Below are 25,070 nucleotides of genomic sequence, written 5' to 3' on the forward strand. Positions count from 1 at the left end.
GTGCTACTGACAGCGTGCTGTCAGGAGAATCAGGGGGTGGCGATGCGGCGCGGCGACCGGCTGTTCGAGATCATCCAGTTGTTGCGGGCAACCGACCGGCCGATGACGGCAGCCGCCCTGGGCCAACAGCTGGAAGTCACCGTCCGCACCGTCTATCGCGACATTTCGGCACTCCAGGCCCGTCGGGTGCCGATCGAGGGCGCGGCCGGCATCGGCTACATCCTGCGCCCGGGCTTCGACCTGCCGCCGCTGATGTTCACGCTGGAGGAAATCGATGCGATCGCCGTCGGTGCCCGCATGGTGCGCCGGTTGCGCGACGACCGGCTGCGGGCCGCGGCCGACAGCGTGCTTGGCAAGGTCGCCGTCGCACTGCCCGAGGCGTTGCGCGACCGGCTGGTGGCGGCCCCGCTATATGTCTCCGACGGCAGCGCCGCGACCGCAGCCGGCATCGACCTGACCGCTGCCCGGCGTGCCATCGGCGAGCGGCGCAAGATGCGGATTGCCTATGCCGATGGCCAGAACCAGCGGAGCGAACGGACCGTCTGGCCGATCGCCATGGCCTATTATGTCGACGTGACGCTCCTGGCTGCCTGGTGCGAAATGCGGCGCGACTATCGGCATTTCCGCGTCGACCGCATCCGCGCGGCAACCGTGCTCGAGGAGCGCTATCCCGACGATGGCGGACGGATGATGGCCGCCTGGCTGGCGCTGCCGAAGGAGTAGCCGGATGCGATGCGCAATCGCCCGACCGCCTGCTATCCTGGCCCCGACCATTCCCGCCGGAGCCTTGCGACCATGACCGAACCCCCCGACCGCGACAGCCTCGTCGCCTTCTTCGACCGCTGGACCGATCTGGTGCGCGCGGTCGATTTCGATACTGCGCGGGCGATGTTCGATCCGGACCTGGTGGCGTTCGGCACCTTCGCCGACTTCATCACCGAGCGCGACGCGGTGATCGCCGGCCAGTGGCGGCAGGTATGGCCGACGATCGCCGACTATCGGTTCCGCACCGAGGCGATGCATTGCGACGTGTCCCCCGACCGGCTGATGGCGACCGTGGCCGTGCCGTGGAGTTCGACCGGCTTCCGCGAGGATGGCCGCCCGTTCGAGCGCAACGGCCGGGCCACCGTCACCCTGCGCCGCGACGGGCTGGCAGGGCCGTGGCGCGGCGTCCACACCCACCTGTCGCTCAATCGGGGCACGCCCGACCGCAGTTTCGGGCGCCCGACGGCACTCGCCTGACCTACAGGGCGGCCGCGATCCGGCGCAGTGTCTCCAGCCCCGCCGGGGACAGCCGGATGTCGCGATGGATCGAATCCGCGTGGCTCTCGGCGATCTCCTCGGCGGCGATGGCGACGTAGCGCTGCCCGGCCTGCCGCGCCAACGCCGCGAAGACGTCGAGGTGTGCTGGCACGCGCAGCTCGACGACAGTCGCCGTCGGCGGTGCGAACAGCAGGTTGGTGAAGGCGGCGCCATGGGTACCGAAGATCGCCGTCGCCTGGCCGAACAGGCGGACCTGCTCGGCAAAGGACAACTGCCCCGGGTCCAGGCACTCGAAGCCGTAGCCGGTCAGCATCCGCTCGACCTCGGCCTCGCCGATGAACCGTCGACGCTGGACGTCGCCGCGCCGCAGGAAGAGCCGCCGGCCGCCCCCCTCCACGGTCGCGGCCGGCCCGATCAGCGTGCGCCAGAAGCCGACCGCGGCCGCGCGATCGACCCGTAGCGGCAGCACCCCCCGGCGGATGGCGATCACCCCCTTGGCAACCGGCGTCACCGCCAGCGTGCCGAGCCGCAGGGCGCGCGCCACATGCTCCAGCGCCGCGCGATGGCCGGGCGCGAACGGCTCGGCCACGACGACCCCGCCCGCCGCCAGCTCCGGCCGGCCGGCCAGCGCGGCCAGTCGCGGCAGGAAGTCGACCAGCCAATGGAAATAATTGTGCGACCCGCCGAGGATGAATTGCGGCGGCCCGTCGGGCATGGCCGCCAGCGCCGGCAGGCGGCGGGCGATGAGCCGGGCCATCTCCGGCCCGCGCAGGTGGGCGTACTTGACCGGGTTGTAGATCCCGAAGGCGTCCGCGAAAGTCCGGCCATCGCTGGTGACGGGAAAGAACTGCGGCACCACCAGGAAGAACCGCTCCAGCTCAATGCAGGCAAGGGGGGCTCCGGACGCCGATATCCGGCGCGGACCATCCGGTGTCGGCGCGGCGAGGGCTGTCCGAAGCGGCATGTCGACGATTGGCGGCATCGCCGATAGAGCGGTTGCCGCCTGGACGATGTCAACGCCAACCGCGGCCCGCGCGCCGGGGAGATGGGTCCGCCAATGAAGAAAGGGCGGCCCCTTGCGGAGCCGCCCCCTCTGTCTCGATATCCTTCGATCTGGCCTCAGCGCCAGCCGGCGCGGTCCATCAGCTTCAGCGCTTCGGCGCTGTTCTTGGCGAAGGTCTTGGCGTTCAGGGCATCGGACTTGAAGTCGCCCCAGCCGACCAGGATCGGGTGGACCTCGGCGCCCTGCACCGTCGGATACTCGAAATTGCCCAGCGCGAAGATCTTCTGCGCCGCGGGCGAGGCCAGATACTCCAGGAACTTCACCGACGCCTCGCGGTTGGGCGAGTTCTTGCAAACGCCCGCTCCGCTGATGTTGACGTGGGTACCGCGGTCCTTCTGGTTGGGGAAGAACACGCCCACCTTCTCGGCGATCGCCTTGTCCTCGGGCTTGGAGGAATTGACGATGCGGGCGAGGTAGTAGGTGTTGGAGATGGCGATGTCGCCCTCGCCCGCCGCCGCACCCTTGATCTGGTCGGTATCGCCACCGCGCGGCGGGCGGGCGAAGTTGGCGGCGAATGCCTTGGCCCAAGCTTCGGTCTTTTCCGGGCCGTTGGCAGCCAGGATCGAGCCCGTGAGCGACAGGTTGTAGATGTTGGTCGAGCTGCGCATCAGGATGCGGCCCTTCCACTTGGGATCGGCCAGGTCCTCGTAGGTCGAGAGATCGGCCGGCTTCACCTTGTCCTTGTTGTAGACGATGACGCGGGCGCGCTTGGAGAAGCCGTACCACTGGCCGGCGGGGTCGCGCAGTGCTGCCGGGATCTTCTCCTCCAGCACCGCGGACTTCACCGGCTGGAAGATGCCCTGGTCCTCGGCGGCCTGGAGGCGGCCGGCATCGACGGTGACGAACACGTCGCACGGGCTGTTGACACCCTCGGCCTTGATCCGCTCGATCAGCTTTTCGGCCGTGTCCTCCACCAGCTTGACCTTGTGGCCGGTCAGCTTGGTGAAGCCCTCATAGAGGGCGTTGTCGGTGTCGTAGTGGCGGGCGGTGTACAGGTGCAGGTCGGCTGCCGCCGCCTGCGTCGCCGCGCCCATGACCAGCGACGCCATCAGGGCCGCAAGGCTGTTCGGTCGCATCATCCCTCCATATAGCGAAGCGGCGCCGGGGCGCCGGACAGGGAAGGAATTAGTCCGAGACGCCTGCGAGTGCAAGTAACTCTCAGAATTAGCCAGACGTGCGCTCAGAGCAGCCATTCGATCGGCAGGACCGCCAGAAAGGCCACGCTCGCCCGCTTCCAGACAGTGGTGCCTGGCTCGCGGTCGTGCCGCACCAGCTTCCCGTCCCGCCATTCGGTCCAGTACAGCGTGCCGTCCGCGGCCAGATGGACCTGATAGGCGCTGGTCTGCACGCTCTCGGCAAAGATCGCGCCTATGCGCTGTGCCAGGGCTTCGCTTTCGATCAGGAACCCCAGTTCGGTATTCAGCTTCTCGGACCGGGGGTCGAAGTTGAACGAACCGACGAAGGCCCGCGCGCCGTCGACCGAGATGGTCTTGGCGTGCAGGCTCGATCCCGAGAGCCCCATACGGCCGGCACTGCCGATCGCGCCGGAACCGCCAGCCACCGGAACGCCGGCCGCGCCCGGTGCCCTGCCTGTGCGCAGGATACGCATCCAGCCGGCCCGGATGCCGCGCCGCGTGCGGCGGCGCGGTCGCGGCGGGGCGGCCGACCGGCGCGTCTCGTAGATCGTGACGCCCATTTCGAGCAGCGGCTTGCGATGCCGGGCATACCCGGCATGGACCGCGGCCACGTCCGTCGCCTCGAGCGAGTTCGTCAGCACGCTGATGCGGACGCCGCGTGCTGCCATGGCGGCGAAGGACGCCACGCCGCTGGCCGTCGGCACGAAATAGGGCGAGACGATCTTCATGTCCGATGCCGGCCGGCCGATCGCCTGCCCCAGCTTGTAGGCGACCTGCGTTCGCCGTCCCGCCAAACCCAGCCCCTTGGCGGGATCGTCGCTGATCATGCGGGCCGGGGCCCATTCCATCCGGAGCCGGCCTTCCAGCAACTCATGCACGAACGGCGAGTGGGCGATGCCGTCGACATAGGCCTCGACCTCCGGGAAGCGTGCGCCCAGCGCCTCGCGCGACAGGCTGCGCGACAGGGCCACCGGGTCGCCCTGCGGCAGCAGCCGGTCGACGGGATAGGCCGATGCGCTCGACCAGTAGCCGCCGAAGTCCGCCGCGACCTCGTCGGCGATGGGGCCGATCGCCAGCACGTCGAGGTCGGCGAAGAGCGTCCCCGCCGCCGCCCCAAAATACTCGTCGCCGATGTTGCGGCCGCCGATGATCGTCGCCTGGCCGTCGGCGGTGAACGACTTGTTGTGCATGCGCCGGTTCAGCCGGAAGAAATCCGTCAGGTAGCCCAGCACCCGCAGCCGGCGCAGGACGACGGGGTTGAACAGCCGCACCTCGATGTTCGGGTGGGCGTCCAGCGCAGCCAGGATGCCGTCCAGCACGACCGTGTTGATGTCGTCCAGCAGCAGCCGCACCCGGACGCCGCGGTCGGCCGCGGCCAGGAGCGCGCCGAACAGCAGGCTGCCCGACATGTCGTTCCGCCACAGGTAGTACTGTACATCCAGCGTGCGCTCGGCCGCCTCGGCCAGCAGGACCCGGGCGCCGAACGCGTCCTCGCCATCGGCCAGGGCATGAAACCCCGAATGCCCGGGGTTGGCCGCAACCCGGCCGCAGATGGCCCGGCCGAGCCGCGTTGCGGTCGTGTCCATTGCGGGCGCGGGCGGCGTGCGCCCTTCAAGCGACGGCAGCCGCCACCAGAAGCGAACGAATGCCAGGCCCGCCACCGGCAGCAGGAGGATGAGGAGGATCGATTCCATGCGCTGTCGGCTATGGACGCTCTATCCTCAGACGGGGTTCCGCTGGATGAGCTGCTTGGCGATGATCAGCCGCTGCAATTCGTTGGTGCCCTCGCCGATCACCAGCAGCGGCGCGTCGCGATAGAGCCGCTCGACCGGGAACTCCTTGGAATAGCCATAGCCACCATGGACGCGCATGGCCTCGAGCGAATTCTCGACCGCGGCCTCGCTGGCGAACAGCTTGGCCATCCCGGCTTCCATGTCGCAGCGCCGGCCGGCGTCGTAGGCCGCGGCCGCCGCCCGCACCAGCAGCCGCGCGGCCTCGGTCCTGGTCGCCATGTCGGCCAGCTTGATCTGGATCGACTGGTGCTCGCAGATCGGCTTGCCGAAGGTCTTGCGGATCTGCGAATAGCGCACCGCCTCGTCCAGCGCCGCCTGGGCGACGCCGACGCCGCGGGCCGCCACGTTGATGCGCCCCAGTTCCAGCCCGCCCAGCGCGTGCTTCAGCCCCTCGCCCGGCACCCCGCCCACCAGGTTCTCGTTGCCGATGCGAAAGCCGTCGAAGATCAGCTCCGCACTGTCGATGCCCTTGTAGCCCAGCTTCTCCAGCTTGCGGCTGGCCCGGAAGCCCTCCCCCTTCTCGGCGATGAAGAGCGACATGCCCTTGTGGCGCGGCTGCGCTTCGGGATCGGTCTTCACCAGCACCGCGAAGGCCTGGCCATGAATGCCGTTGGAGATCCAGGTCTTGGTGCCGTCGATCACCCAGCCATTGCCGTCGGCGCGCGCGACGGTGCGGATCGCCTGCAGGTCGGTGCCGCAGTCGGGTTCGGTCAGGGCCAGGCCGCCGCGCACCTCGCCCGAGGCGAACTTCGGCAGGAAGCGCTGTTTCTGCTCGTCGGTGCCGAAGCGCTGCACGGCGGCGGCCATGATCAGGTGCGAGTTGAAGATGCCCGACAGCGACATCCACACCAGCGACACCCGCTCGACCACCTGCGCATAGGTCGAGGCCGACAGGCCGAGGCCGCCATACTCGGCCGCGATGGTGGCGCCGAACAGCCCAAGCTCGCGCATCTTGCCGACGATCTCCTCGGGGTAGATGTCGTCATGCTCGAGATGGTGGACGTGGGGCTTCACGTCGCGATCGAGGAAGCGGCCGACCGCGTCGAGGATCAGGCGATCCTGCTCAGCCACGTCGTCCGGGTCGCGGGGAATGAGCGGTGTGGACATCGGGCGGCTCCGGTCAGTAGTTCGCGCGGTCGGCCACGCCATGGCCGCGCATGGCGACCAGGATGGCGCGCTCGAAGCGCATGAATTCGCTGCCGTCGGCCTTCAGGCCGCGGGTACGCACGGCGACCACGCCCTGGGTCGGGCGCGAGGCGGACGGGCGCTTGGTCAGCACCTCGCTCTCGGCATAGATGGTGTCGCCGTTGAAGACGGGCGCCGTCAGCTTGATGTCGGTCCAGCCGAGGTTGGCGATGGCGTGCTGGCTGACGTCGGCCACGGTCATGCCGGTGACGATCGACAGCGTCAGCAGGCTGTTGACGAGCGGCTGGCCGAACTCGCTGTGCCGGGCGTACTCGGCATCGAAATGCAGCGGGTGGGTGTTCATCGTCAGCAGCGTGAACCAGGCATTGTCCGTCTCGGTGATCGTGCGTCCTGGCCGATGCTCGTAGACGTCGCCCACGGTGAAATCCTCGAAATACCGCCCGGGCGCTGCGCGGTAGCGTTGCGGGGCGACCTCGCGACTGCCGACCATTCCTTCCTCCCATCTTTCACGCCATCATAGGGCGGTTCGGCCCCGAGCGCCCCACCCGCCGAACGCCATCCCGCGGAGCACCATCCCAATGCCCGACCTGAAGATCTACGGCGTCGCCCGTTCCCGCGCCTTCCGCGTCCTCTGGGCCGCCAAGGAGCTGGGCCTCGAATACGACCATGTGCAGATCGGCTTCGACGGCAGCAACAAGACGCCGGAATTCCTGGCCGTGAACCCGCTCGGCAGCGTGCCGGTGATCGCCGACGGCGACTTCAAGCTGTTCGAATCGCTGGCAATCAACATGTACTTGGCCAAGCGGGCGGGCAGCACGCTTTATCCCGCCGCGCTGGAGGATGAGGCCCGCACCTGGCAGTGGTCGCTGTTCGGCGCCACCGAGCTCGATTTCCCGATCCTCGACTGGGCGCGCAACACCACGGTCCTGCCGCCCGAGAAGCGCGACCCGGCGGTGGCGGCCAAGGCGCTGGCGACCCTGGCGCCGAAGCTGGCGGCACTAGACAAGGCGCTGGCCGGCCGCAGCTACCTGCTGGGCGAGCAGTTCACGGTCGCCGACCTGAACCTCGCGTCCGTCATGTATCGCCTGCTGTGGGCCGACCTCGGCGCCACTCCGGCGGTGAAGGGCTGGCTCGACCGCTGCTACGACCGACCGGCCGCCAAGGAGGCGCGGGCGATGCGCGAGTGAGCGCGCCCCCAATCGACCAAGTGGCGATCGACCAAGCGGCGCTCGACCGCCTGGTCGCCATTGCCGCCGACGAGCCCGGCATCGCGGCTGCCGCCATTGTCGGCGGCCGCGTGGCCTGGCGGCATTGCGCGGGACTGGCCAGCCTGTCGCAGGGGACGCCGATCGACGCCTACACGCGCTTTCATCTGGTGTCGCTCAGCAAGCCCTTCACCGCCGCGACCATGGTCGCGGCGGCCGCGGCCGGGCGGCTGTCGCTGGATGACGACATCCGCCGCCATCTGCCCGAGATGCCGGCGCCCGATCATGGCCGGCCCGTCACCGTCCGCCACCTGCTGTCGATGACGAGCGGGCTCGACGACGTGCTGGAGATCGACCGCCTGCGCGGCATCTGGCATCCGGCCCCCGGGCGCGCCGCCGACCTGCTGGCCCTGGCCCTGGCACGCGGCCGCACCAGCGCCCCGCCCGGCCGGCGCTACATGTATGGCAACGTCAACTTCGTCCTGGCCGACGAGATCCTGCGCCGTCTCGGCCATGACAGCGCCGACGCCGCACGGTGCGCCGCCGTCTATGATCCGCTCGGGCTGTCGCGCACCGTCGACCGTCACCATGACGGCATCCCCCTGCCCGGCCTGGCCGAGCCCTATGTGCTGGATGGGGGCCGGTGGCGGCGCGCCACCGACATCCTGGGCATCTGCGGCGACCCCGTCACCTCGACCCTCAACGACCTCTGCTGCTGGGCGACGGCACTGCTGGCCGGCGCCGTGCCGGCGCTGGACGAGATGGCGCGACCAACAACGCTCGCCTCCGGCCAGCCCCTGCGATACGGGCTGGGCCTCTTCCTGCGCGCCTGGCGCGGTCACCGGGTGATCGGCCATTTCGGGACGCAGCCCGGCTATAAGGCCGGCATGGCCCTGCTGCCCGAGCAGGGCATCGGCATCGTGTTCCTGTCCAACCGGGAGGACCGGACGCCGGGCCAGATGGTGCCGGCGATGCTGGATATCCTGCTGCCGACAGCGCCGTCGGCCATGCCCTTGCCGCAAGGCCGCGACGGCGAATATGCCTGCCCCGACAGCGGCGAATGGGTTCGCGTCGCGGGCGGCGTGCTGGACACCGTCGGCTCCAGCTATCGCATCGCCGCCACCGGCGACGGCTTCCGCGGGGTCGAGGATCTGGGGGCGATGATCCATGCCGATGGCCGGTTCCAGGCCGATGGCACGCTCGACCTCGACCTCGGTGGCGAGCCGATGGTGCTGGCACCGGTGGTGCCGGGCGCGTTCGATCCGGGCGACTATGCCGGCGCCTATGACGGGGTGGACATCGCCAGCCGCCATGTCGTGCATGTGGCCGGTGGCGGACTGGAGATCAGCTACGGCACGGGCGGCGACCGCGGGCGCCGCTTCGTGATGCGTCCGCTCGGCCGCGACCTGTTCCTGGTGGAACCGGCCGCCCCCGGCATCGCCCATCGCCACACTTTCCGCTTCCGGCGCGACGCCGACGGCCGGGTGACCGGCGCCGTCGCCACGCTGGAGCGGTTGAAGCGGATCGCGCTGCGGCGGGCGGGCTGAGCCGCCCCCCTTTCAGATCGCGCGGAGCTGGCGCGCCAGGTCGATCAGGTCCGTCGCCACGAAGGTGAAGTCGTGCTCGGCCTTCTTGTCCTTCTCCTGCGCCGGACCGTATTCGGTCGGCCGCGGGAAGAAGGCCGTGCTCAGGCCCTGCTTGGAGGCCGCGACCAGGTCGGAATTGTGCGCCGCCGTCATCAGCACCTCGTGCGGCTTCAGGCCGAGGAAGGTATAGAGGCTGCGATACATCACCGGGTCGGGCTTGTAGTGCTGGCACAGCTCGGCCGACAGGATGGTGTCGAACGGCATGCCGGCGTTCTTGGCCATGTTCAGCAGCAGCCCGACATTGCCGTTGGACGCGGTCGCCAGGATGAATTTCGGCTTCAGCGCCAGCAGGCCCGGCACGGTGTCCGGCCAGGGCGTGAGGCGGTGCCAGACGCGGTTCCAGTGGTCCTTCTCGTCTTCCGTCAGGCCGGTGATGCCGAACTGGTCGAGCAGCCGGTCGAGCGTCTCGCGGTGCAGGATGTCGAGGATCGTCCAGGGCCGCTCGCCCTTGCGGACCTTGTCCATCGACGGGTGGTAGGCGCCGCGCCAGGCGTCCGCGAAGGCGTACCAGTCGACCTTAAGGCCGCGGGGCCCGCCCCATGCCTCACCCTCGCGGGCGACCGAGTTGCGCCAGTCGACCAGCGTGCCGAAGACGTCGAAGACCAGCGCCTTGATGCCGTGTCCCATGCTGCCGTTTCCTTCCAGTTTATTATGGCCAGTTTGTTATGGCCGCCAGATGCCGGTCCCGTTCTTCCACTCGATGGTGCAGCCGAAGGGTCGCGAGAGTTCGGCCAGCCGGGCGACGATGCGCTCGCCGGTCGCCTTGTCGGCCAGGCGCGGGGTGCCGCGGCGGCCGGGCGGCAGCGCCTGCGACAGTTCGACCGGATGGAAGGTGATGCCCGCCAGCGCCGTCCCCTCGAAGCGCAGGATCGGCAGCACCGTCTCGTAGAAGGCGGCGTCGGCAAAGTTGAGCGAGGCGCCCTTGGCGGTGCGCGCGGCATAGTATTCGTAGGGCATGGAGGTATCGCCCGGCAGGTCGACCACCTCGTACTGCTCGGCCGGCACCGGCTCGGTCGTGTCGCGGTGGAAGACGAAGTTGCCCAGGCTGTAGAAGATCGGCCGCCCGGCATGGACCTCCATCCCGCGTAGCTGGTGCGGCCCATGGCCGAGATAGGCGGTTGCACCGGCATCGATGCAGGCGCGCGCAAAGGCGACCAGCCAGTCGGGCGTGGCTGTCACCTGGTTGGCCGGCTCATGGGTGTGGCCGTTCACCAGCACGATGTCGGCGAAGGCCGCGGCGTTGCGGATCTCGCCCAGCACCCGGTCGACGTCACGCGGCTCCAGCCACTCGACGATGCGCGTCTCGGTGCCCTCGGCCAGGGGCAAGTTGAGGTTGTGGAAGAATCGCGGGTTGCCCTGGGCCACCTGGGCGGCCGCCAGCGCCTTGTAGCTGGCGGGGTCCAGTTCCAGCTTGCGCTTGACCTTCACGCCATTGACGCCGGGCCGGCCCATCACGTCGCCGCGCTGGGCGCCGGCCCGATGACTGGCGGGATAGGTCGTGGTCAGGCTCAGCATGGCGACGCGGCCGGCATTGGTGTCGAGATAGACCGCGCGGCCCGCCTGCCCCAGATTCTCGCCGCAGCCGGAATGCGGCAGGCCCAGCCCGTCCAGCACCCGCGCGGTCGCCCGCAGCCCCTCGATCCCCCAGTCGCAGGCATGGTTGTTGCCGCGCGCGAACAGGTGGAAGCCCATATGGGCCAAGTCCTCCAGCGCCTTCGGCGGGGCGACCAGATAGCTACCCCCGCGCTCGGCCCCGGGCGACCCGGTGAAAGTCGCCATGTCGAAGACGTTGGTCTCCAGGTTGACGGATGCGATGTCGACGCCGCGGATCAGCCGGCAGAGATCGTGGTAGCCCGGGTCCTCTGCCCGGTCGAGATGGCGGGTGCGGTGGCCGATGATGGCATCGCCGGTCGCCGTCAGCGTCCATTGCAGCCCGGCCTCGGCCTTCTTCCTGGTGAACCCGCTACGCGCCATGGCTGCTTCCTCGAGACCCTGTCGAAACCGGCGGCGATGCTACCCCGCACACGGCCCGCCGCGCCATCGGCGTTGATCGCGGCCGCCGACAATGATCGAATGGCCTGGACTGATTTTTCGGGGAGCCCGCGAATGACCGCCGTGACCGAGGCCCTGGTGATGGAGATCGAGGCCGCCTTCAACAGCCGCGATGTCGAACGCATCCTGTCCTACTTCGCCGAGGATGGCGTCTTCTTCACCGCCCGCGGGCCGACGAAGACCGGCATCGAGCTGAAGGGCAAGGCAGCCATCGGCGTCTTCCTGCGCGACCGCTTCTCCTACATCCCCGACATGTATTGGAACCCGCAGTATCGCTTCGTCGCAGGCGACCGCGGCGTCTCCTACTGGACGGTGACCGGCACGAACCAGCGCACCGGCGCCACGCTCGACCTGCATGGCTGTGACATCTTCCACTTCCGCGATGGCAAGATCGTGCTGAAGGACACGTTCTGGAAGACGATCGAGCCTTGAGCCGGCTCGAGGTCAGACGCCGGCTTCCTTGAGGAACGCAAGCAGCAGCCGGCTCACCTCGGCCGGCTGCTCCTGCTGCACCCAGTGGCCCGCGCCCTCGATCAGGTGGCAGCCCAGCATGCGGGTGCAGACCTTTTCCTGCATCGCCTCGATCGCGCCCGGGCGCTGGTAGATTCCCCAGTCGCTGCGCCCGGCGATGAAGGCTGATGGGATGTCTATGGTCTTGCCCGCGAAGACCTCCAGCTCGGCATCGAAGCGGCCGTCCGTTCGACAGCGATACCATTGCAGGCCGCCTTGGAAGCCGGTGCGGGCGAACTCGCCCGCATAGACTGCCATCTCCGCCTCGGTCAGCCAGCCGCAGGCCGCGACCTCGGCCGGACTGGGCATCTCGGCCGCCACGGTCTCGGCCATGCCGCGGTCGCGGTCCATGATGTAGTAGGTCGGCATCTTGGCCAGTTCGGCCGCGGTCCAGCCGGCCAGGCGATACGGCTGGTTCGCTTTCCAGTCCGCGCTCTTGAAGTGGTAATAGCCGCGCAGGAAGGCGTGGAGGCCCTGGGGCGGGTGCCACATGTCCGCGTTGGCCTGCCGCTCGGAATAGTACCACTGGTAGTGCTTGCGCGGCCGGTCGAGTGCCGCAAGTGCCGCATGGATGTCCGCCGTCGCGGCCGGCGGCTGCGGCTTGCGGAGCGTGTCGAAGGGGATGGAGGGCGCGCCCGCGAAGGGCGCGCTCATCAGCACCATGGCGCCGAACAGATCGGGGCGGGCCAGTGCGGCGTAGGCCGCCACCGAAGCGCCGAAATCATGGCCGATGACGGCCGATACCTTGCAGTGCCCGAGGGCCGATACCAAGCCGATGGCGTCGCGCAGCAGGTTCATGAAGCGGAACGAGCCCAGGTCGCCATCGTAGTCGGCGTCCCAGCCGGTCGTGCGGCCATAGCCGCGCTGGTCCGGGGCGATGACGTGATAGCCCGCCGCCGCCAGCGGCAGCATCACCTTGCGCCAGCTATAGGCCAGCTCGGGGAAGCCGTGCAGCAGCAGGAGCGCCGGACGTCCTTCTCCCTCGTACCCTGCCTCCAGCATGTGCATGGCGAGGCCGTTGATGCCCGGCACGAGGCGCGAGCGGATGCCGGCCGGCAGGACCGCGGGGTCGAGGGGCTGGGTCATCGTCGTCTCCATCACCGGCCGGGGTTCCGGCGGGATCGATGGTGGGCGTTGCCCACCACCGGTGTCCGCTTGGTAACCTATCGCGCTCAGGGCGCCGCCTTGATCACGCCGCAGCCGATGCGGGCACCGGCCCCGCCGATCGGCTGGGTGGTGTGGTCGTCGGCACCGGTATGGAGGACGAGTGCGGCACCGTCGGCGTCGAGGATGGCCGCTCGGCCGCCGGTCCCGGCCAGCGATGCCAGGGTGGTGAAGAACTCCGCCGTCGCCTTGCCGTCGGCGGCAACGAAGATGTTCGGCAGGTCGCCCGCGTCCGGCCCCTCGGGGTTCAGCAGGCCGTGCTTGCGGCCCGACGGGTTGAGATGCGCCTTGGAGGCGACGAAGCCGTGGTCGTGGTCGTCGCAGGTGCCGACGGCGTGGATGTGCATCGCCTTGGCGCCGGCGGGCACGCCCGCCAGCTCGACCCGGATCAGCACGCCGGTCGGCGCCTCGATCAGCGTGGCGCTGCCCAGCGCCTTGCCGCCGGCGCCGACGATGGCGGCGGTTGCCCGGTCGGCGGCATGGGCGGCCAGGGGCACGAGCAGCAGGGAGGCGGCGAGGAAGATTGGCTTCAGGCGGGACATGACATCGGTCCTTCTGCGGGGATCGGATATGGGATCAATGGCTCGCTGCGCCGGATCGATCCCAGGTCAGGGCTGCCGCTGCCGGCGCCGGATCGATTCGCGATAGATGATGTATAGCCCGCTGCCCGCGATGATGCCCATGCCGATGAAGGTGCCGAGGTCGGGCAACTGGCCGAACAGCGCCCAACCCGCGAGCGTGCCCCAGGCCAGCCCGAGATAGCTCATCGGCGCCAGGAAGGCCGGCGCCGCATGCCGGAAGGCGTGGATGTAGGCCAGGTGGCCGACGAAGCCCAGCACGCCCATCGCCACCAGGCCGGCCCAGCCCCAGAGGTCCGGCACCGCCCACACGAAGGGAACCCAAAGGGTCGAGACGAGCGTGCCGACGAGGCCGGTATAGAAGATCGTCGTCATGGGCGAATCGGTGGCCGCCAGCATCCGCGTCGAGATGTTGTAGAAGGCCATCGCCGTGGCCGTCATCAGCGGCAGGACGACCGCCCAATGCATTTCCGTGAAGCCCGGCCGCACCACGACCAGCACCCCGACGAAGCCGACGATGACCGCCGCCCAGCGGCGCCAGCCGACCTTCTCGGCCAGCAGCGGCACCGACAGCGCGGTCACCAGCAGCGGGCTCGAATGGTTGAGGGTGATGACGTCGGCCAGCGGCATGTAGCGCAGCGCCAGCACGAAGAGCGCGCTGGCGAACAGCAGCAATGAGGAACGCACAAGCTGCAACGCCGGCCGGGTCGTGCGCACCATGCGGAACTGCCCGCGGGCGGCGAACAGCAGCACGATCGGCAGCAGGTGGAAGAAGTACCGCCCCCAGGTCACCTGCATGACCGGGTAGTGCGCCACCATCACCTTGGCGATGATGTCGAGCGTGATGAACAGCAGCCCCGCCAGCACCATGAAGGCGGCACCCACCAGGCGGCCGCGGCGCTCGCCGTCGCTCTGGGGCTCGTTGTCGCTGCCGCTCCGGGTTTCGTTGTCGCTCATGCCGCCAGCCCGCGCAGCCCGTCCCAGACCAGCTTGACGCCCGTCACCAGCAAGAGCCCGTGGCAGATGCGGAAGAACATCACCGGGTCGATCCGCCGGTGCAGCCAGAAGCCCAGCCCCATGCCGATCGGCGCCAGCGGCAGCAGCACCAGGCTCGTCGCGAGGTTGCCCGGGACGAGCTGCCCCAGCCACCAGTAGGGCGCCAGCTTGGCGTAGTTGACGACCGCGAAGAAGACGACGGTGGTGCCCACGAACACCGTCTTGTGCAAGTTCTGCGGCAGCAGATAGACGGACAGGGGCGGACCGCCGGCATGGGCCACGAAGCTGGTGTAGCCAGCCATCGCCGACCAGAAGATGCCGGCCGGGCGACCGGGCGGCGGCCGGTGCCGGGCATGGTCGCGGCCCAGCATGCCTGCCGCGTGGCGCAGCACGAAGAGGACGGCGATGGCGCCGATCACCAGCCGGATGCCGGCCTCCGACAGCCAGCCGAAGGTGATGGTGCCCAGCGCGATGCCGATCAGCGCCGCCGGCAACAGGAAGACGAGCTTGGCGCCGTCATGGCTGGCGCGATAGCTCCAGAGCCCGATCAGGTCCATGACGCAGAGCACGGGCAGCATGATGCCGGCCGCCTGCGTCGGCGGGATCGCCAGCGACAGCAGCGGCACGGACAGGATGCCGGCGCCCGCGCCAAGGCCGCCCTTGGAGACGCCGACGAACAGCAGGGCCGGAATGGCGAGGCAGTAGAACCAGGGGTCGGCGATCAAGCCTGCGGACGATCTTCGGAAGGGATGCGGGCCAACCTACGCTGCCATCGGGCAGGCGAACAGATGCCACTCGCGCCGTTTGACATTGGCCGGGGGCTTCGCCACCCTACGGTCAGAACATACCAAGCGGTATGTGCCGGCCAACGGCACTACAACCGCGGGCAATCTCAACGATGCCGACGACCGGAGGAGCGCCATGACACGTCTCTCGATTCTCGCGACGGCGGCCGTGCTTGCGATGGCTGGAAGTGCCACCGCCCAGGACGCGCCCAAGGATCCGCCGGTCATCAAGATCGGCGCCATCTTCGCCATGAGCGGCCAGGCGAGCTGGTACGGCCAGGTCATGTCCCAGGGCATGCGGCTGGCGGTCGACGAGATCAACGCCAAGGGCGGCGTCGACGGCATCAAGCTCGAAGCGGTGATCGAGGACCACAAGGGCGCCGGCGGGGCCGAGGGCGTGGCCGCGATCAACCGGCTGATGTCGCTGCACGGCACCAAGATCGTGATGACGTCCTTCACCGGGCCGACGCTCGGCATCGCCCCCATCGCCGACCAGAACAACATCTTCCTGATCAATGGCGGCGGCGTCGGCGTGAAGATGGTCGGCGCCTCGAAATACATCGTCCACAACCGCTCGCTGAGCTCGGACCTAGCCCTGGGCGCGCTCCAGGTCGCCCAGGAGATGGGGCTGAAGAAGATGGGCCAGCTCCACTGGAAGAACGATGTCGGCGACTACATCGTCTCTTCGGCGGAGCCGGTGTGGAAGAAGGGCGGCGGCACCATCGTCGCCACCGAGGCGGTGCCGCAGGGCGCCACCAACATGGACACCCAGGTCGCCAAGGTGCGCGCGGCCAACCCTGACGTCGTCGGCATGTGGATGTTCACGCCGGAGGTCGGGCTGGCGGTCAAGCGTGTGCGCGAGTTCGGCATGAAGCAGCCGGTGATCGGCGTAGAATTCACCGCCAACGACGCCAAGGTGGCGGGCGCCACGGCCGAGGGCTTCCTCTACATCAACGACTACTTCAAGCCGTCCGACGACCAGCCCTGGTCGAAGCAGTTCGCCGCCGCCTACGAGAAGCGCTGGGGCCAGGCGCCGGAGTTCTACGGCGCCAACTACTACGAGGGCGTCTACATGGCGGCCGAGCTGGCCAAGCGGTCGCGCAAGAAGGGCGGCGACTACCTGAACGGCGAGCGGCTGAAGGCAGCGCTCTACGAAAACCCCAAGATCGACAGCGTTTATGGCGGGCAGATGACCTTCCAGGAGAATGGCGTCGCCCAGAAGCGCGTCGGCCTCTTCAAGGTCGAGGGCGGCACGGGCGTGTTCCAGAAGTTCGTCGACCTGAAGTAGGCGGCCGGCCGCCGCCTTCCCCGTTCATCCGGCGGCGGCCGTCATGGCCGCCGTCTCCGCCCGCCCCACTCTGCCTGCACCCGGTGCAGCGATCGGTGCCGATGGACCTCATCCTCCAGCTCCTCGTGAACGGCGTCATCAACGGCAGCCACTACGCGCTGCTGGGCGTCGGCTTCGGCATCATCTTCGGCCCGACGAAGATCACCCATTTCGCCTATGGGCCGATCTTCGCGGTCGGCGCCTATGGCTGCTGGGCGACGGCCACCATGCTGGGCCTGCCGGTGCTGCTAGCGGCGGTCTGCGGGGTGGCGGCCGCGGCCGCGGCCGGAGTCCTCTCCTACCTCTGGCTCTACCGCCCGTTCGAGCGGCGCGGCAGCTCGCACCTGGTGGTCCTCATCGCCTCGCTCGGGCTTTTCATCACGCTGGAGAACCTGATCGGCATTGCCTTCGGCACCGACACCAAGGTGATCCCCGGCATCAGCCCGGACATCTTTCTGTGGGGGCCGGTCGTCGTCACCTCGATCCAGCTCTGGCAGGTGGCGGCACTGGCCGTCATCGCCGGCCTGCTCTTCGCCTTCCTGCGCCTGGCCCGCCACGGCAAGGCGCTGATGGCGATGACCGACAATGGCGAGATGGCGCAGATCATCGGCATCGACACGGTGCGCGTGTCGATCATCGCCTTTGCCGTAGGCTCGGCCGTGGCGGCCGTACCCGCCATCCTGATCCTGCTGAAGGAGGGGGCGACGCCGCACATGGGCTTCATCGCCGTCTTCATGGCCTTCGTGGCGGTCATCGTCGGCGGCATAGGGTCGTTCAAGGGGGCGATCATCGGCGGCTATGCCGTGGGCATCGTCGAGAATATCGGCATGTGGAAGCTGCCGACCGAGTGGCAGTCGACCATCGCCTTCGTCGTCCTGTTCCTGATCCTGCTGTTCAAGCCGAGCGGCCTGTTCGGCCGGCGCGTGCGCTAGGGGCGGCCGGGCATGGATTACCTCCTGCATATCCTGGTCATGGTCGCGCTCTATGCGATCCTGGCCGGCTCGTTCAACCTGCTGATCGGCTTCTCGGGCCTGTTCGCGCTGTCGCACGCGGCCTTCTTCGGCGTCGGTGCCTATACCACGGCGATCCTGACCACCGGGTACGGACTGCCATTCCCCTGGCCGCTGCTGATCGGCATCGGCCTGGCCGCCCTGGTCGGGCTGGCGATCGGGCTGCCGGCGCTGCGGGTCGGCGGCGAGTATCTCGTCATCATCACGCTGGCCCTGCAGATCATTGCCGTCGCGGTCATGTTGAACTGGACCGCGCTGACGGGCGGGACGCAGGGCATCGGCGGCATCCCGCGCATCGTCGTGGCCGGCGTCGCGCTCGATACGGCCGGCCGGTTCCTGCCGATGGCAGCGGGGGTGGCTGCGCTCTCGCTATGGGCGGCGTGGCGGCTGGGCGCGTCCCCCTTCGGCCGCGCGCTGCGGGCGATGCGCGAGAACGAGGCCGCCGCCCAGGCAGTCGGCAAGAACGTGGTGGCGATGAAGCTGATCGTCTTCGCCGTCTCGGCCGGGATCGCCTCGGTCGCGGGCGGACTCTATGCCCACTACATCGCCTTCGTCAGCGCCATCTCCTTCACCATCGAGACCACCATCTACATCCTGGCGATGGTGATCCTGGGCGGCACCGGCAACCTCGCCGGTTCGGTGCTGGGGGCGGCCATCCTGGTGGTGCTGCCCGAGCTGCTGAAGTTCGTCGACCTGCCGGCCGACATCGCCGACAAGCTGCGCCAGGTGCTCTACGGCGTCATCCTCATCGTCATGCTGCGGCTGCGGCCCGAAGGGCTGCTGCCCGAGCATGACGCCAAACGCGCGCGCGTCCCGCCCGGCCTGGGCGAGGACGGGCTGGGCGACCTGGCACCGTCGGCTGCGGCCGACGGCAAGGTGACGGTCGAGGGGCGCGACCTGATGAAGAGTTTCGGCGGCATCGTCGCCGTGCGCGACTTCTCGATCGACCTGCAACGCGGCCGCATCATCGGCCTGATCGGCCCCAATGGTGCCGGCAAGACCACCGCCTTCAACCTGCTGACGGGTTTTCTCAAGCCCAACGCCGGCACGGTGCGCTTCCGCGACGCCGTCATCTCCGGCCGGGCGCCGCACGACATCGTGCGCGCCGGCATGGCCCGCTCGTTCCAGGACCTGAAGCTCTTCCGCAAGATGACGGTGCTGGACAATGTCCGCGTGGCCCTGCCCCGGCAGAAAGGCGACGGCCTGTTCCACGTCTATTTCCTGCCCTGGATCGTGCGCGCCGAGGAACGCGCCAATCTCGGCCGGGCCATGGCCGTGCTGCGCTTCGTCGGGCTGGAGGGCCAGGCGGGCGAACTGGCCGAGAACCTGTCCTATGCCGAGGAGAAGCTGCTGGTGATCGCCCGCCTGCTGGCGACAGGCGCCGAGGTGCTGCTGTTCGACGAGCCGCTGTCCGGCCTCGACCCCGGCACGATGGAGGGCATCTTCCCGATCATCCGGCGGCTGGCCGAACAGGGCAAGACGATCTGCATCATCGAGCACAACCTCGACGTCATCCGCGGCCTCTGCGACTGGGCGGTGTTCCTCGACGAGGGCCGCAAGATCGCCGAGGGCACGCCCGAGACGCTGATCGCCGACCCGGTCCTGGCGGAACGGTACTTCAAATGAGCCAGATCATGCTCGAGGCGACCGCCATCGGTGCCGGCTATGGCCGCAAGCAGATCGTCCACGGCGTCGACCTCACGGTCGGCCAGGGCGAGATCCTGCTGGTGCTGGGCCACAACGGCGCCGGCAAGACGACCCTCATGCGCTCCCTCTTCGGCCTGCTGCCGCCGACCGCGGGCCGCATCCGCTACGAGGGCCGCGACATCGCCGGCCGCAGCCCGGCCCAGAACGTCGCCGACGGCATCGCCTTCATCCCCCAGGGCCACGGCATCTTCCGCACGCTCTCGGTGCGCGACAACCTCGACCTCGGCGCCTTCGTCGAGCCCGACAAGTCGCTGCTGCCGGAACGGCTGGAGAGCATCTATCGCATGTTCCCGATCCTGAAGGAGCGCGCCTCGCAGATCGGCGGCACGCTGTCGGGCGGCCAGCAGCAGATGCTGGCGATCGGCATGGCGCTGATGCACGCGCCCCGCCTCGTCATCCTGGACGAGCCCTCGATCGGCCTTGCCCCCAACCTCGTCGACAAGGTGATGGAGGCCATCGCCTTCATCAACCGGACCATGGGGACGACCATCCTGATGGTCGAGCAGAACGTGAAGTACAGCCTGCCGATCGCATCCCGCGTCGCGGTGCTGAAGACCGGCCGCAAGATCTATGACGGCCCGCCCGACCCGTTGCACGACCGGGTCGAGCTGATGAAGCTGTTTTGAGCTCACTGACGCTTGAACGGTGTCCGAGACACGTTTCATATTGCCGCCATGATCGACCGCCCTTCGGATGCCGCCCAGGAGTGCAAGCCAATGCATGATGTGGCGGCTGCGCGCGCAGCCGTAGAAGCGTTGATGGTGCTGCGCGCGAAGATCGCGCAAAGTGGATACATTTTCTCGATAGATGAGATTGTGCTGATGCGCGATGAAGGCCGCCGTTACTAGACGCAAGCCAAGACTTGGCGGCCCTCAGCAAGTGAAGCGGGCCGTACTCCTCCGCTTCCCATGCCCAAGAAGGACACCCCGATGTCGACCAATCCGCGCTGGAAGAACCGCCCCGAAGGCTCCAACTGGGGCGAGTTCGGCCCGGACGACCAGTTGGGGCGGCTGAACCTGCTGACGCCCGAGCAGGTGAAGAAAGGCATGGCGGAGGTGAAGGAGGGCATCCCCTTCTGCCTCTCCCTGCCGCTCGACTATCCGGGCGAGGCCAAGGTCAACCCGCGGCGCCACCCGCCCAAGCTCCAGCCGACGCTGCGCGACGGCAAGCCGAACCTCAACTTCCCGCTCCGCCTCACCAACCGCTCGCTGATCGACGTCATCAGCGACGATGCGGCCCTCATCCACCTGCAATATTCGACGCAGTGGGACAGCTTCGCCCATGTCGGGCAGGAGTTCGACGCCGACGGCGATGGCCGGGCGGAGATGGTCTACTACAACGGCTTCCGCGCCTGGGAGCACATCATCGGCCCGATCGAGTATCGCGACGGCGACGAGATCCCGCGGCCTCACGCCCCCGGCGCGACCAAGCTCGGCATCGAGAACATGGCCGAGAAGTGCGTCCAGGGCCGCGCGGTCATGATCGACCTGCTGACGCACTATGGCTGGGACCGCACGGTGGTCGGCTACGACCAGCTCATGCGCGCGATGGATGCCGACGGCGTCACGGTCGAGCCGGGCGACATGGTCTGCCTGCGCACCGGCTATTCCGACGTGATCCTGTCGATGAACAAGAAACCGGACGCCGCCAAGCTGGAACGGTCCTGCGCCACGCTGGATGGGCGCGACGAGCGGCTGCTGCAATGGATCACCGACAGCAAGCTGGTCGCCCTCATCGCCGACAACTATGCGGTCGAGCAGCAGCCGGCCCTGGATACCACCGACGACCCCTGCTGCTCCCTGCCGCTGCACGCCCACTGCCTGTTCAAGCTGGGCGTCCATCTGGGAGAGATCTGGCACCTGTCGCCGCTGGCCGACTGGCTGCGCGCCCACCGCCGCTACCGCTTCCTCCTGACCGCCCCGCCGCTGCGCCTGCCGGGCGCGGTCGGCTCGCCGGCGAACGCGATCGGGACGGTGTAGCCGGGAACCGATCCGGTCGGCGCGCATTGCAACCGCGCATGATCGACAAGCGCGCGGATAGGAACCGATGAGGTCGCAGGTTCGACAATTACTGGTCGACCTGGCCGAGAGCTTCTGGCTCCTTCCGGCGCTGATCGTGGCCTTGGGGCTGGCGCTCGGCGAAGGTCTGGTCGACCTGGAGCGCTCAGGCCTGATTCCCGCTTGGCTGCTGGATGGCTGGCTCTACAGCGGTGGCGGCGCCGGCGCGCGGACCCTGCTCGGCGCCGTGGCGGCCTCCACCATCGGGGTCGCGGGCACCATCTTTTCCATCACGATAGCGTCGCTGACCCTGGCATCCAGCCAGATGGGGCCGCGACTGCTCAGCAACTTCACCCGCGACCGGGGCAATCAGGCGACGCTCGGGGTCTTCCTCGGCACGTTTGCTTTCTCGCTCATCGTGCTCCGCGCGGTGCGCGGGTCCGACGAAGGGGCCTTCGTCCCGCACCTGGCCGTCACCGTGTCGATCAGCCTGGCGTTCCTATGCATCGCCATGCTCGTGTACTTCGTTCACCACATGGCGACCCGCATCAACGTCGATACGGTGATCGACCTCGTCCATGCCGAGCTGCGACAGTCCATCTCCCGACTGACCACCGAGGAAGCCGGGCCGGATGAAACCGCCCCGTCGTGGGCTGCGGCGGATCGCGCCTGCCATCCGCTGCAAGGCTACCTGCAACAGTTGGATGACGCGTGGTTGGCCGACTGGGCACGCGACAAGGGCGTCGACCTTCGGCTCACTGTCCGGCCGGGCCACTATGTCTTTCCCGGCACCACCGTTCTTGAGTCCTCGCAGCCGGTGGCAGGGTTGGAGCAGGCACTGGTGACAGCCACGGCCGTGGGCGGCCGGCGCGTGGCCACCGCCGACCTCGAATTCGCAATCCGCCAGTTGGCGGACATCGCGATCCGGGCACTCTCCCCCGGCATCAACGACCCGCAGACGGCCAACGCCGTGCTGGATCGACTGGGCGCCGGCCTGTGCGAGCTGGCCGGCCGCCACCTGCCGAATGGCATGTTCCGGCGCGACGGCCGGGTCGTCCTGTGCCGCCCGGCCGTCACCTATGACGGGCTCGCCGATGCCATGTTCAACACGCTGCGCCAGAACGCGGAGCGGTCAGCCTCCGTCCTGATCCACCTGGTGGAGGTGATTGCCGCCGTCGCGGCCGCCGAGCCACGCCCGGATCGACACCGGACGCTACGCCGCCACGTCGACCTGGCCGTGGCCGCCGCCCGGCGCGGCGACATCGAGCCCGACGCGATGCAGGCTCTCATGGATCGGGTCGCGGCATTCGACGCCGCGCTGAGAGCCTGATCCGGCCGGTCCCCGCCACCCTGTCATTTCACGCCGGATACTTCGCCATATGCGCCAGCAGGGCCGCGTTCACCTTGTCCGGCACCTGGTCTGCGGCATAATGGCCGACGCCCGGCAGATGGATGAAGGTGTAGGGCGCGTCGATGAACTCGGCCGTGCCCTCGGCCGCGACCCGACCCACCGTGTCGTCGGCGTCGCCCCAGATGAAGAGGGTCGGTACCTTGGTCGGGCCGACCGGCTGGTGGACGCCGCGCGCGCGATACCAGGCCAGTGCCGCCTCCAGGGCCGGGCGGTTGCCCAGCACGCCCATGTGCTCCTCGATCTTGTGGGGCGGCACGCCGTTGCGCGTCAGCCGGTCGCGCATCCACTTGGCGTTGTCGGCCATCAGCCGGTCGCCGGCAGCGGGGTCGAGGAAGGCCGTGTGGTGGCCGGACAGCTTTGCCTGGACGCCGTCCGGCAGGGCCATGGCGCGCAGGAACGACTGCGGATGCGGCCGCGACAACATGGACAGGCTGATGATCCGCTCCGGCTGCTGGTCGGCCATCTCCCACGACAGGCTGCCGCCCCAGTCATGGCCGACAAGGTGGAAGCGCTGGCCCGGCTTGCCGACGCGGTCGACGATGTCGAAGGCATCCTTGATCAGCCGCTCCATGCGGTACTGCTCGAAGTCGTTCGTATCGGGCCGCGCGCCCGCCGCATAGCCGCGCTGGTTCGGGGCGACCGCACGGTATCCGGCCGCCGCCAGCGCCTCGACCTGGGCATTCCAGTAGTGCCGCGACACCACGAAGCCGTGCAGCATCAGCACCATCTCGCCGTCCTCGGGACCGGCCACCGACACGTCGAAAACCAGGCCCGGCGCGGTCTCGATGTTCCGCACTTCGATCATGGCGTCTCTCCCAACTGACATTCTTATCTTCTATTGGACGGGTCCCCGGCGGCCTGCCAGGGACCCGCCGGCAGATCAGGCGGCCTTGGCCACCCCTTCGGACTTCAGCACGGCATAGGCGTCGTCGAGTGCCTTGCCGAAGCGGCTCAGCATCTCGGCGATCTCCGCCTCGGTGATGATGAGCGGCGGGGTGAAGGCGATGCGGTCGCCGATCGCGCGCACGATCAGGCCATGGTCGGCCGCCTTGGCCATCACCAGGTTGCCGACCTTGCGCGCCGCGGGGAACGGCACGCGCTTGGCGCCGTCGGCCATCAGCTCGACGCCGGCGATCAGGCCGACACCGCGCACGTCGCCCACCAGCGGATGCTGGCTGAACTTCTCCAGCCCGCCCAGGAAGGCCGGGCTGACGGCCTTCACATGGCCGACGATGTCGCGCTCCTCGTAGATCTTCTGCGTCTCCAGCGCGACGGCGCAGGCGACCGGGTGGGCGCCGTAGGTGAAGCCATGGCCGAAGCTGCCATGGGTCTCGCTCTGCTTCACCATCGCCTCATAGATCTTCTCGGAGATCATGAGGGCCGACAGCGGCTGGTAGGAGGCCGTCAGCGCCTTGGCGCAGGACAGCATGTCCGGCTGCAGGTCGTAGGTCTGGCTGCCCCACATGTTGCCGGTGCGCCCGAAGCCGCAGATCACCTCGTCGGCAACGAACAGCACGTCGTACTTCTTCAGCACGGCCTGGATCTTGGCCCAGTAGGTGCGCGGCGGGGTCAAGGCGCCGCCGCCACCTTGGACAGGCTCGCCGAAGAAGGCGGCGACCGTCTCCGGCCCCTCGGCCAGGATCAGCTTCTCCAGGTTGGCGGCCATGCGGTCGGAGAACTGCTCCTCCGTCTCGCCTTCCTCGTGGCCGCGGTAGTAGTTCGGGTTGTCGGTATGCACGAAACCCGGCAGCGGAATGTCGAAGCCGGCCCGCATGTGCGGCTGGCCCGAGATGCTGACCGACGCGATCGTGTTGCCGTGATAGCCGCGCTCGCGGCCGATGATCTTCTTCTTCTCCGGCTTGCCGATGGCGTTGTGGTAGTACCAGATCAGCTTGACGGCGGCGTCGTTGCACTCCGACCCGGAGCACTGGAACAGCACCTTCGACATCTTCACCGGCGCCATCGAGATCAGCTTCTCGGCCAGGTCGGTCGCCAGCGTGTGCCCGTTGCCGAAGAAGGTGTGATAGTAGGGCAACTGCAGGAGCTGCTTGTAGGCGGCCTCGGCCAGGCGCTTCTCGCTGAAGCCCAGCGAGGCGCACCACAGGCCGGCCATGCCCTCGATATACTCCTTGCCGTTCTCGTCGAAGACGTGGATGCCGTCGCCCTTAGTGAACAGCGTCCCGCCCTGCTCCTTGTGGGCCTTCAGGTCGGTCTGCTGGTGGATATGGAAGGCGATGTCGCGGGCCATCGCCGAATTCGGGCGGATCGCGTTCATGGCGCT

The 25,070-nt window shown here is 68.6% G+C and carries 25 protein-coding genes; 12 read left to right on the plus strand and 13 right to left on the minus strand.

The features are described 5' to 3' along the window. Positions 1–42 precede the first annotated feature (42 nt). Together STVA_RS14025 and STVA_RS14030 are read left to right on the plus strand one after the other, a co-directional pair. Positions 43–723, plus strand: coding sequence for a helix-turn-helix transcriptional regulator (locus STVA_RS14025; protein WP_245978239.1), 681 nt, complete (start codon positions 43–45; stop codon positions 721–723). 72 nt (positions 724–795) lie between these two features. After that, on the plus strand, positions 796–1,242 hold the full coding sequence (locus STVA_RS14030) for a YybH family protein (RefSeq protein ID WP_170216334.1): 447 nt from the start codon (positions 796–798) through the stop codon (positions 1,240–1,242). 1 nt (position 1,243) lies between these two features. On the opposite strand, the gene STVA_RS14035 is transcribed toward STVA_RS14030, so the two are convergent. The 5 genes from STVA_RS14035 to STVA_RS14055 all read right to left on the minus strand — a co-directional run bounded on the left by STVA_RS14035 (position 1,244) and on the right by STVA_RS14055 (position 6,891). Then, a complete protein-coding gene (locus tag STVA_RS14035; RefSeq protein ID WP_170216335.1) occupies positions 1,244–2,122 on the minus strand; it encodes a glycosyltransferase family 61 protein in 879 nt (292 codons plus the stop codon). A gap of 260 nt (positions 2,123–2,382) precedes the next feature. Next, positions 2,383–3,402 carry a Fe(3+) ABC transporter substrate-binding protein gene (locus STVA_RS14040; RefSeq protein ID WP_123688828.1) on the minus strand — a complete coding sequence of 340 codons (1,020 nt, stop codon included), beginning with the start codon at positions 3,400–3,402 and terminating at the stop codon, positions 2,383–2,385. A 104-nt stretch (positions 3,403–3,506) separates the two neighbouring features. Further along, positions 3,507–5,156, minus strand: coding sequence for a phospholipase D family protein (locus STVA_RS14045; RefSeq protein WP_197735631.1), 1,650 nt, complete (start codon positions 5,154–5,156; stop codon positions 3,507–3,509). Positions 5,157–5,183: 27 nt separating this feature from the next. Next, positions 5,184–6,362, minus strand: a complete 1,179-nt coding sequence (locus STVA_RS14050) for an acyl-CoA dehydrogenase family protein (RefSeq protein WP_123688547.1) — start codon at positions 6,360–6,362, stop codon at positions 5,184–5,186. A gap of 13 nt (positions 6,363–6,375) precedes the next feature. Further along, positions 6,376–6,891 carry a MaoC family dehydratase gene (locus STVA_RS14055; protein ID WP_123688548.1) on the minus strand — a complete coding sequence of 172 codons (516 nt, stop codon included), beginning with the start codon at positions 6,889–6,891 and terminating at the stop codon, positions 6,376–6,378. An 88-nt stretch (positions 6,892–6,979) separates the two neighbouring features. On the opposite strand from STVA_RS14055, the gene STVA_RS14060 reads away from it, so the two are divergent. Then, positions 6,980–7,588 carry a glutathione S-transferase family protein gene (locus STVA_RS14060; RefSeq protein ID WP_123688549.1) on the plus strand — a complete coding sequence of 203 codons (609 nt, stop codon included), beginning with the start codon at positions 6,980–6,982 and terminating at the stop codon, positions 7,586–7,588. Then, positions 7,585–9,153, plus strand: a complete 1,569-nt coding sequence (locus tag STVA_RS14065; protein WP_170216336.1) for a serine hydrolase domain-containing protein — start codon at positions 7,585–7,587, stop codon at positions 9,151–9,153. Before STVA_RS14060 ends, STVA_RS14065 begins: the two co-directional genes overlap by 4 nt. A 12-nt stretch (positions 9,154–9,165) precedes the next feature. On the opposite strand, the gene STVA_RS14070 is transcribed toward STVA_RS14065, so the two are convergent. Both STVA_RS14070 and STVA_RS14075 read right to left on the minus strand, forming a co-directional pair. Further along, on the minus strand, positions 9,166–9,879 hold the full coding sequence (locus STVA_RS14070) for a haloacid dehalogenase type II (RefSeq protein ID WP_123688551.1): 714 nt from the start codon (positions 9,877–9,879) through the stop codon (positions 9,166–9,168). A 36-nt stretch (positions 9,880–9,915) separates the two neighbouring features. Next, on the minus strand, positions 9,916–11,226 hold the full coding sequence (locus STVA_RS14075; RefSeq protein WP_123688552.1) for a CapA family protein: 1,311 nt from the start codon (positions 11,224–11,226) through the stop codon (positions 9,916–9,918). Between the two features lie 132 nt (positions 11,227–11,358). Between STVA_RS14075 and STVA_RS27670 the strand changes: the two genes are divergently transcribed. After that, a complete protein-coding gene (locus STVA_RS27670; protein WP_170216337.1) occupies positions 11,359–11,736 on the plus strand; it encodes a nuclear transport factor 2 family protein in 378 nt (125 codons plus the stop codon). A gap of 12 nt (positions 11,737–11,748) precedes the next feature. On the opposite strand, the gene STVA_RS14085 is transcribed toward STVA_RS27670, so the two are convergent. From STVA_RS14085 to STVA_RS14100, 4 genes are all read right to left on the minus strand, one after another. After that, a complete protein-coding gene (locus STVA_RS14085; protein ID WP_123688830.1) occupies positions 11,749–12,900 on the minus strand; it encodes an alpha/beta hydrolase in 1,152 nt (383 codons plus the stop codon). 86 nt (positions 12,901–12,986) lie between these two features. Next, positions 12,987–13,520, minus strand: a complete 534-nt coding sequence (locus STVA_RS14090) for a superoxide dismutase family protein (protein WP_123688554.1) — start codon at positions 13,518–13,520, stop codon at positions 12,987–12,989. Positions 13,521–13,586: 66 nt separating this feature from the next. Next, entirely contained in the window at positions 13,587–14,513 is a 927-nt protein-coding gene (locus STVA_RS14095) for a DMT family transporter (RefSeq protein ID WP_123688555.1), read from the minus strand. Beyond that, a complete protein-coding gene (locus tag STVA_RS14100) occupies positions 14,510–15,277 on the minus strand; it encodes a sulfite exporter TauE/SafE family protein (protein ID WP_123688556.1) in 768 nt (255 codons plus the stop codon). The genes STVA_RS14095 and STVA_RS14100 overlap by 4 nt, the downstream gene beginning before the upstream one ends. 196 nt (positions 15,278–15,473) lie before the next feature. Here STVA_RS14100 and STVA_RS14105 point away from each other — a divergent pair, with 196 nt between their 5' ends. The 7 genes from STVA_RS14105 to STVA_RS14130 all read left to right on the plus strand — a co-directional run bounded on the left by STVA_RS14105 (position 15,474) and on the right by STVA_RS14130 (position 22,708). Beyond that, positions 15,474–16,625 (plus strand): ABC transporter substrate-binding protein, encoded by a 1,152-nt coding sequence (locus STVA_RS14105; RefSeq protein WP_123688557.1) that lies wholly within the window; start codon positions 15,474–15,476, stop codon positions 16,623–16,625. Between the two features lie 101 nt (positions 16,626–16,726). Then, entirely contained in the window at positions 16,727–17,596 is an 870-nt protein-coding gene (locus STVA_RS14110) for a branched-chain amino acid ABC transporter permease (protein ID WP_123688558.1), read from the plus strand. 12 nt (positions 17,597–17,608) lie between these two features. Next, entirely contained in the window at positions 17,609–19,300 is a 1,692-nt protein-coding gene (locus STVA_RS14115) for a branched-chain amino acid ABC transporter ATP-binding protein/permease (RefSeq protein WP_123688559.1), read from the plus strand. After that, positions 19,297–20,007 carry an ABC transporter ATP-binding protein gene (locus STVA_RS14120; RefSeq protein ID WP_123688560.1) on the plus strand — a complete coding sequence of 237 codons (711 nt, stop codon included), beginning with the start codon at positions 19,297–19,299 and terminating at the stop codon, positions 20,005–20,007. The genes STVA_RS14115 and STVA_RS14120 overlap by 4 nt, the downstream gene beginning before the upstream one ends. A gap of 48 nt (positions 20,008–20,055) precedes the next feature. After that, complete coding sequence (locus STVA_RS27675) at positions 20,056–20,229, plus strand: hypothetical protein (protein ID WP_170216338.1); 174 nt, start codon at positions 20,056–20,058, stop codon at positions 20,227–20,229. Positions 20,230–20,310: 81 nt separating this feature from the next. Beyond that, positions 20,311–21,360, plus strand: coding sequence for a cyclase family protein (locus tag STVA_RS14125; protein ID WP_123688831.1), 1,050 nt, complete (start codon positions 20,311–20,313; stop codon positions 21,358–21,360). A gap of 67 nt (positions 21,361–21,427) precedes the next feature. Further along, entirely contained in the window at positions 21,428–22,708 is a 1,281-nt protein-coding gene (locus STVA_RS14130) for a DUF2254 domain-containing protein (RefSeq protein WP_123688561.1), read from the plus strand. A 28-nt stretch (positions 22,709–22,736) separates the two neighbouring features. Here the strand turns inward: STVA_RS14130 and STVA_RS14135 are convergent, their stop codons facing one another. Together STVA_RS14135 and STVA_RS14140 are read right to left on the minus strand one after the other, a co-directional pair. Further along, entirely contained in the window at positions 22,737–23,594 is an 858-nt protein-coding gene (locus STVA_RS14135) for an alpha/beta fold hydrolase (RefSeq protein WP_170216339.1), read from the minus strand. Between the two features lie 75 nt (positions 23,595–23,669). After that, the gene (locus STVA_RS14140) at positions 23,670–25,064 is read right to left on the minus strand and encodes an aminotransferase (RefSeq protein ID WP_123688563.1); all 1,395 of its coding nucleotides are present in this window, start codon (positions 25,062–25,064) and stop codon (positions 23,670–23,672) included. Between the last annotated feature and the right edge of the window lie 6 nt (positions 25,065–25,070).

It is taken from the genome of Stella humosa, assembly GCF_006738645.1.
Lineage (GTDB): Bacteria > Pseudomonadota > Alphaproteobacteria > ATCC43930 > Allostellaceae > Allostella > Allostella humosa.

Excerpts from the sequence above, each read along its gene's own strand:
- STVA_RS14025 (WP_245978239.1), top strand. The coding sequence starts at position 43 with ATGCGGCGCGGCGACCGGCTGTTCGAGATCATCCAGTTGTTGCGGGCA.
- STVA_RS14030 (WP_170216334.1), top strand. The coding sequence starts at position 796 with ATGACCGAACCCCCCGACCGCGACAGCCTCGTCGCCTTCTTCGACCGC.
- STVA_RS14040 (WP_123688828.1), bottom strand. The coding sequence starts at position 3,402 with ATGCGACCGAACAGCCTTGCGGCCCTGATGGCGTCGCTGGTCATGGGC.
- STVA_RS14045 (WP_197735631.1), bottom strand. The coding sequence starts at position 5,156 with ATGGAATCGATCCTCCTCATCCTCCTGCTGCCGGTGGCGGGCCTGGCA.
- STVA_RS14050 (WP_123688547.1), bottom strand. The coding sequence starts at position 6,362 with ATGTCCACACCGCTCATTCCCCGCGACCCGGACGACGTGGCTGAGCAG.
- STVA_RS14055 (WP_123688548.1), bottom strand. The coding sequence starts at position 6,891 with ATGGTCGGCAGTCGCGAGGTCGCCCCGCAACGCTACCGCGCAGCGCCC.
- STVA_RS14060 (WP_123688549.1), top strand. The coding sequence starts at position 6,980 with ATGCCCGACCTGAAGATCTACGGCGTCGCCCGTTCCCGCGCCTTCCGC.
- STVA_RS14070 (WP_123688551.1), bottom strand. The coding sequence starts at position 9,879 with ATGGGACACGGCATCAAGGCGCTGGTCTTCGACGTCTTCGGCACGCTG.
- STVA_RS14075 (WP_123688552.1), bottom strand. The coding sequence starts at position 11,226 with ATGGCGCGTAGCGGGTTCACCAGGAAGAAGGCCGAGGCCGGGCTGCAA.
- STVA_RS27670 (WP_170216337.1), top strand. The coding sequence starts at position 11,359 with ATGACCGCCGTGACCGAGGCCCTGGTGATGGAGATCGAGGCCGCCTTC.
- STVA_RS14085 (WP_123688830.1), bottom strand. The coding sequence starts at position 12,900 with ATGACCCAGCCCCTCGACCCCGCGGTCCTGCCGGCCGGCATCCGCTCG.
- STVA_RS14090 (WP_123688554.1), bottom strand. The coding sequence starts at position 13,520 with ATGTCCCGCCTGAAGCCAATCTTCCTCGCCGCCTCCCTGCTGCTCGTG.
- STVA_RS14095 (WP_123688555.1), bottom strand. The coding sequence starts at position 14,513 with ATGAGCGACAACGAAACCCGGAGCGGCAGCGACAACGAGCCCCAGAGC.
- STVA_RS14105 (WP_123688557.1), top strand. The coding sequence starts at position 15,474 with ATGACACGTCTCTCGATTCTCGCGACGGCGGCCGTGCTTGCGATGGCT.
- STVA_RS14110 (WP_123688558.1), top strand. The coding sequence starts at position 16,727 with ATGGACCTCATCCTCCAGCTCCTCGTGAACGGCGTCATCAACGGCAGC.
- STVA_RS14115 (WP_123688559.1), top strand. The coding sequence starts at position 17,609 with ATGGATTACCTCCTGCATATCCTGGTCATGGTCGCGCTCTATGCGATC.
- STVA_RS14120 (WP_123688560.1), top strand. The coding sequence starts at position 19,297 with ATGAGCCAGATCATGCTCGAGGCGACCGCCATCGGTGCCGGCTATGGC.
- STVA_RS27675 (WP_170216338.1), top strand. The coding sequence starts at position 20,056 with ATGATCGACCGCCCTTCGGATGCCGCCCAGGAGTGCAAGCCAATGCAT.
- STVA_RS14125 (WP_123688831.1), top strand. The coding sequence starts at position 20,311 with ATGTCGACCAATCCGCGCTGGAAGAACCGCCCCGAAGGCTCCAACTGG.
- STVA_RS14130 (WP_123688561.1), top strand. The coding sequence starts at position 21,428 with ATGAGGTCGCAGGTTCGACAATTACTGGTCGACCTGGCCGAGAGCTTC.
- STVA_RS14135 (WP_170216339.1), bottom strand. The coding sequence starts at position 23,594 with ATGATCGAAGTGCGGAACATCGAGACCGCGCCGGGCCTGGTTTTCGAC.
- STVA_RS14140 (WP_123688563.1), bottom strand. The coding sequence starts at position 25,064 with ATGAACGCGATCCGCCCGAATTCGGCGATGGCCCGCGACATCGCCTTC.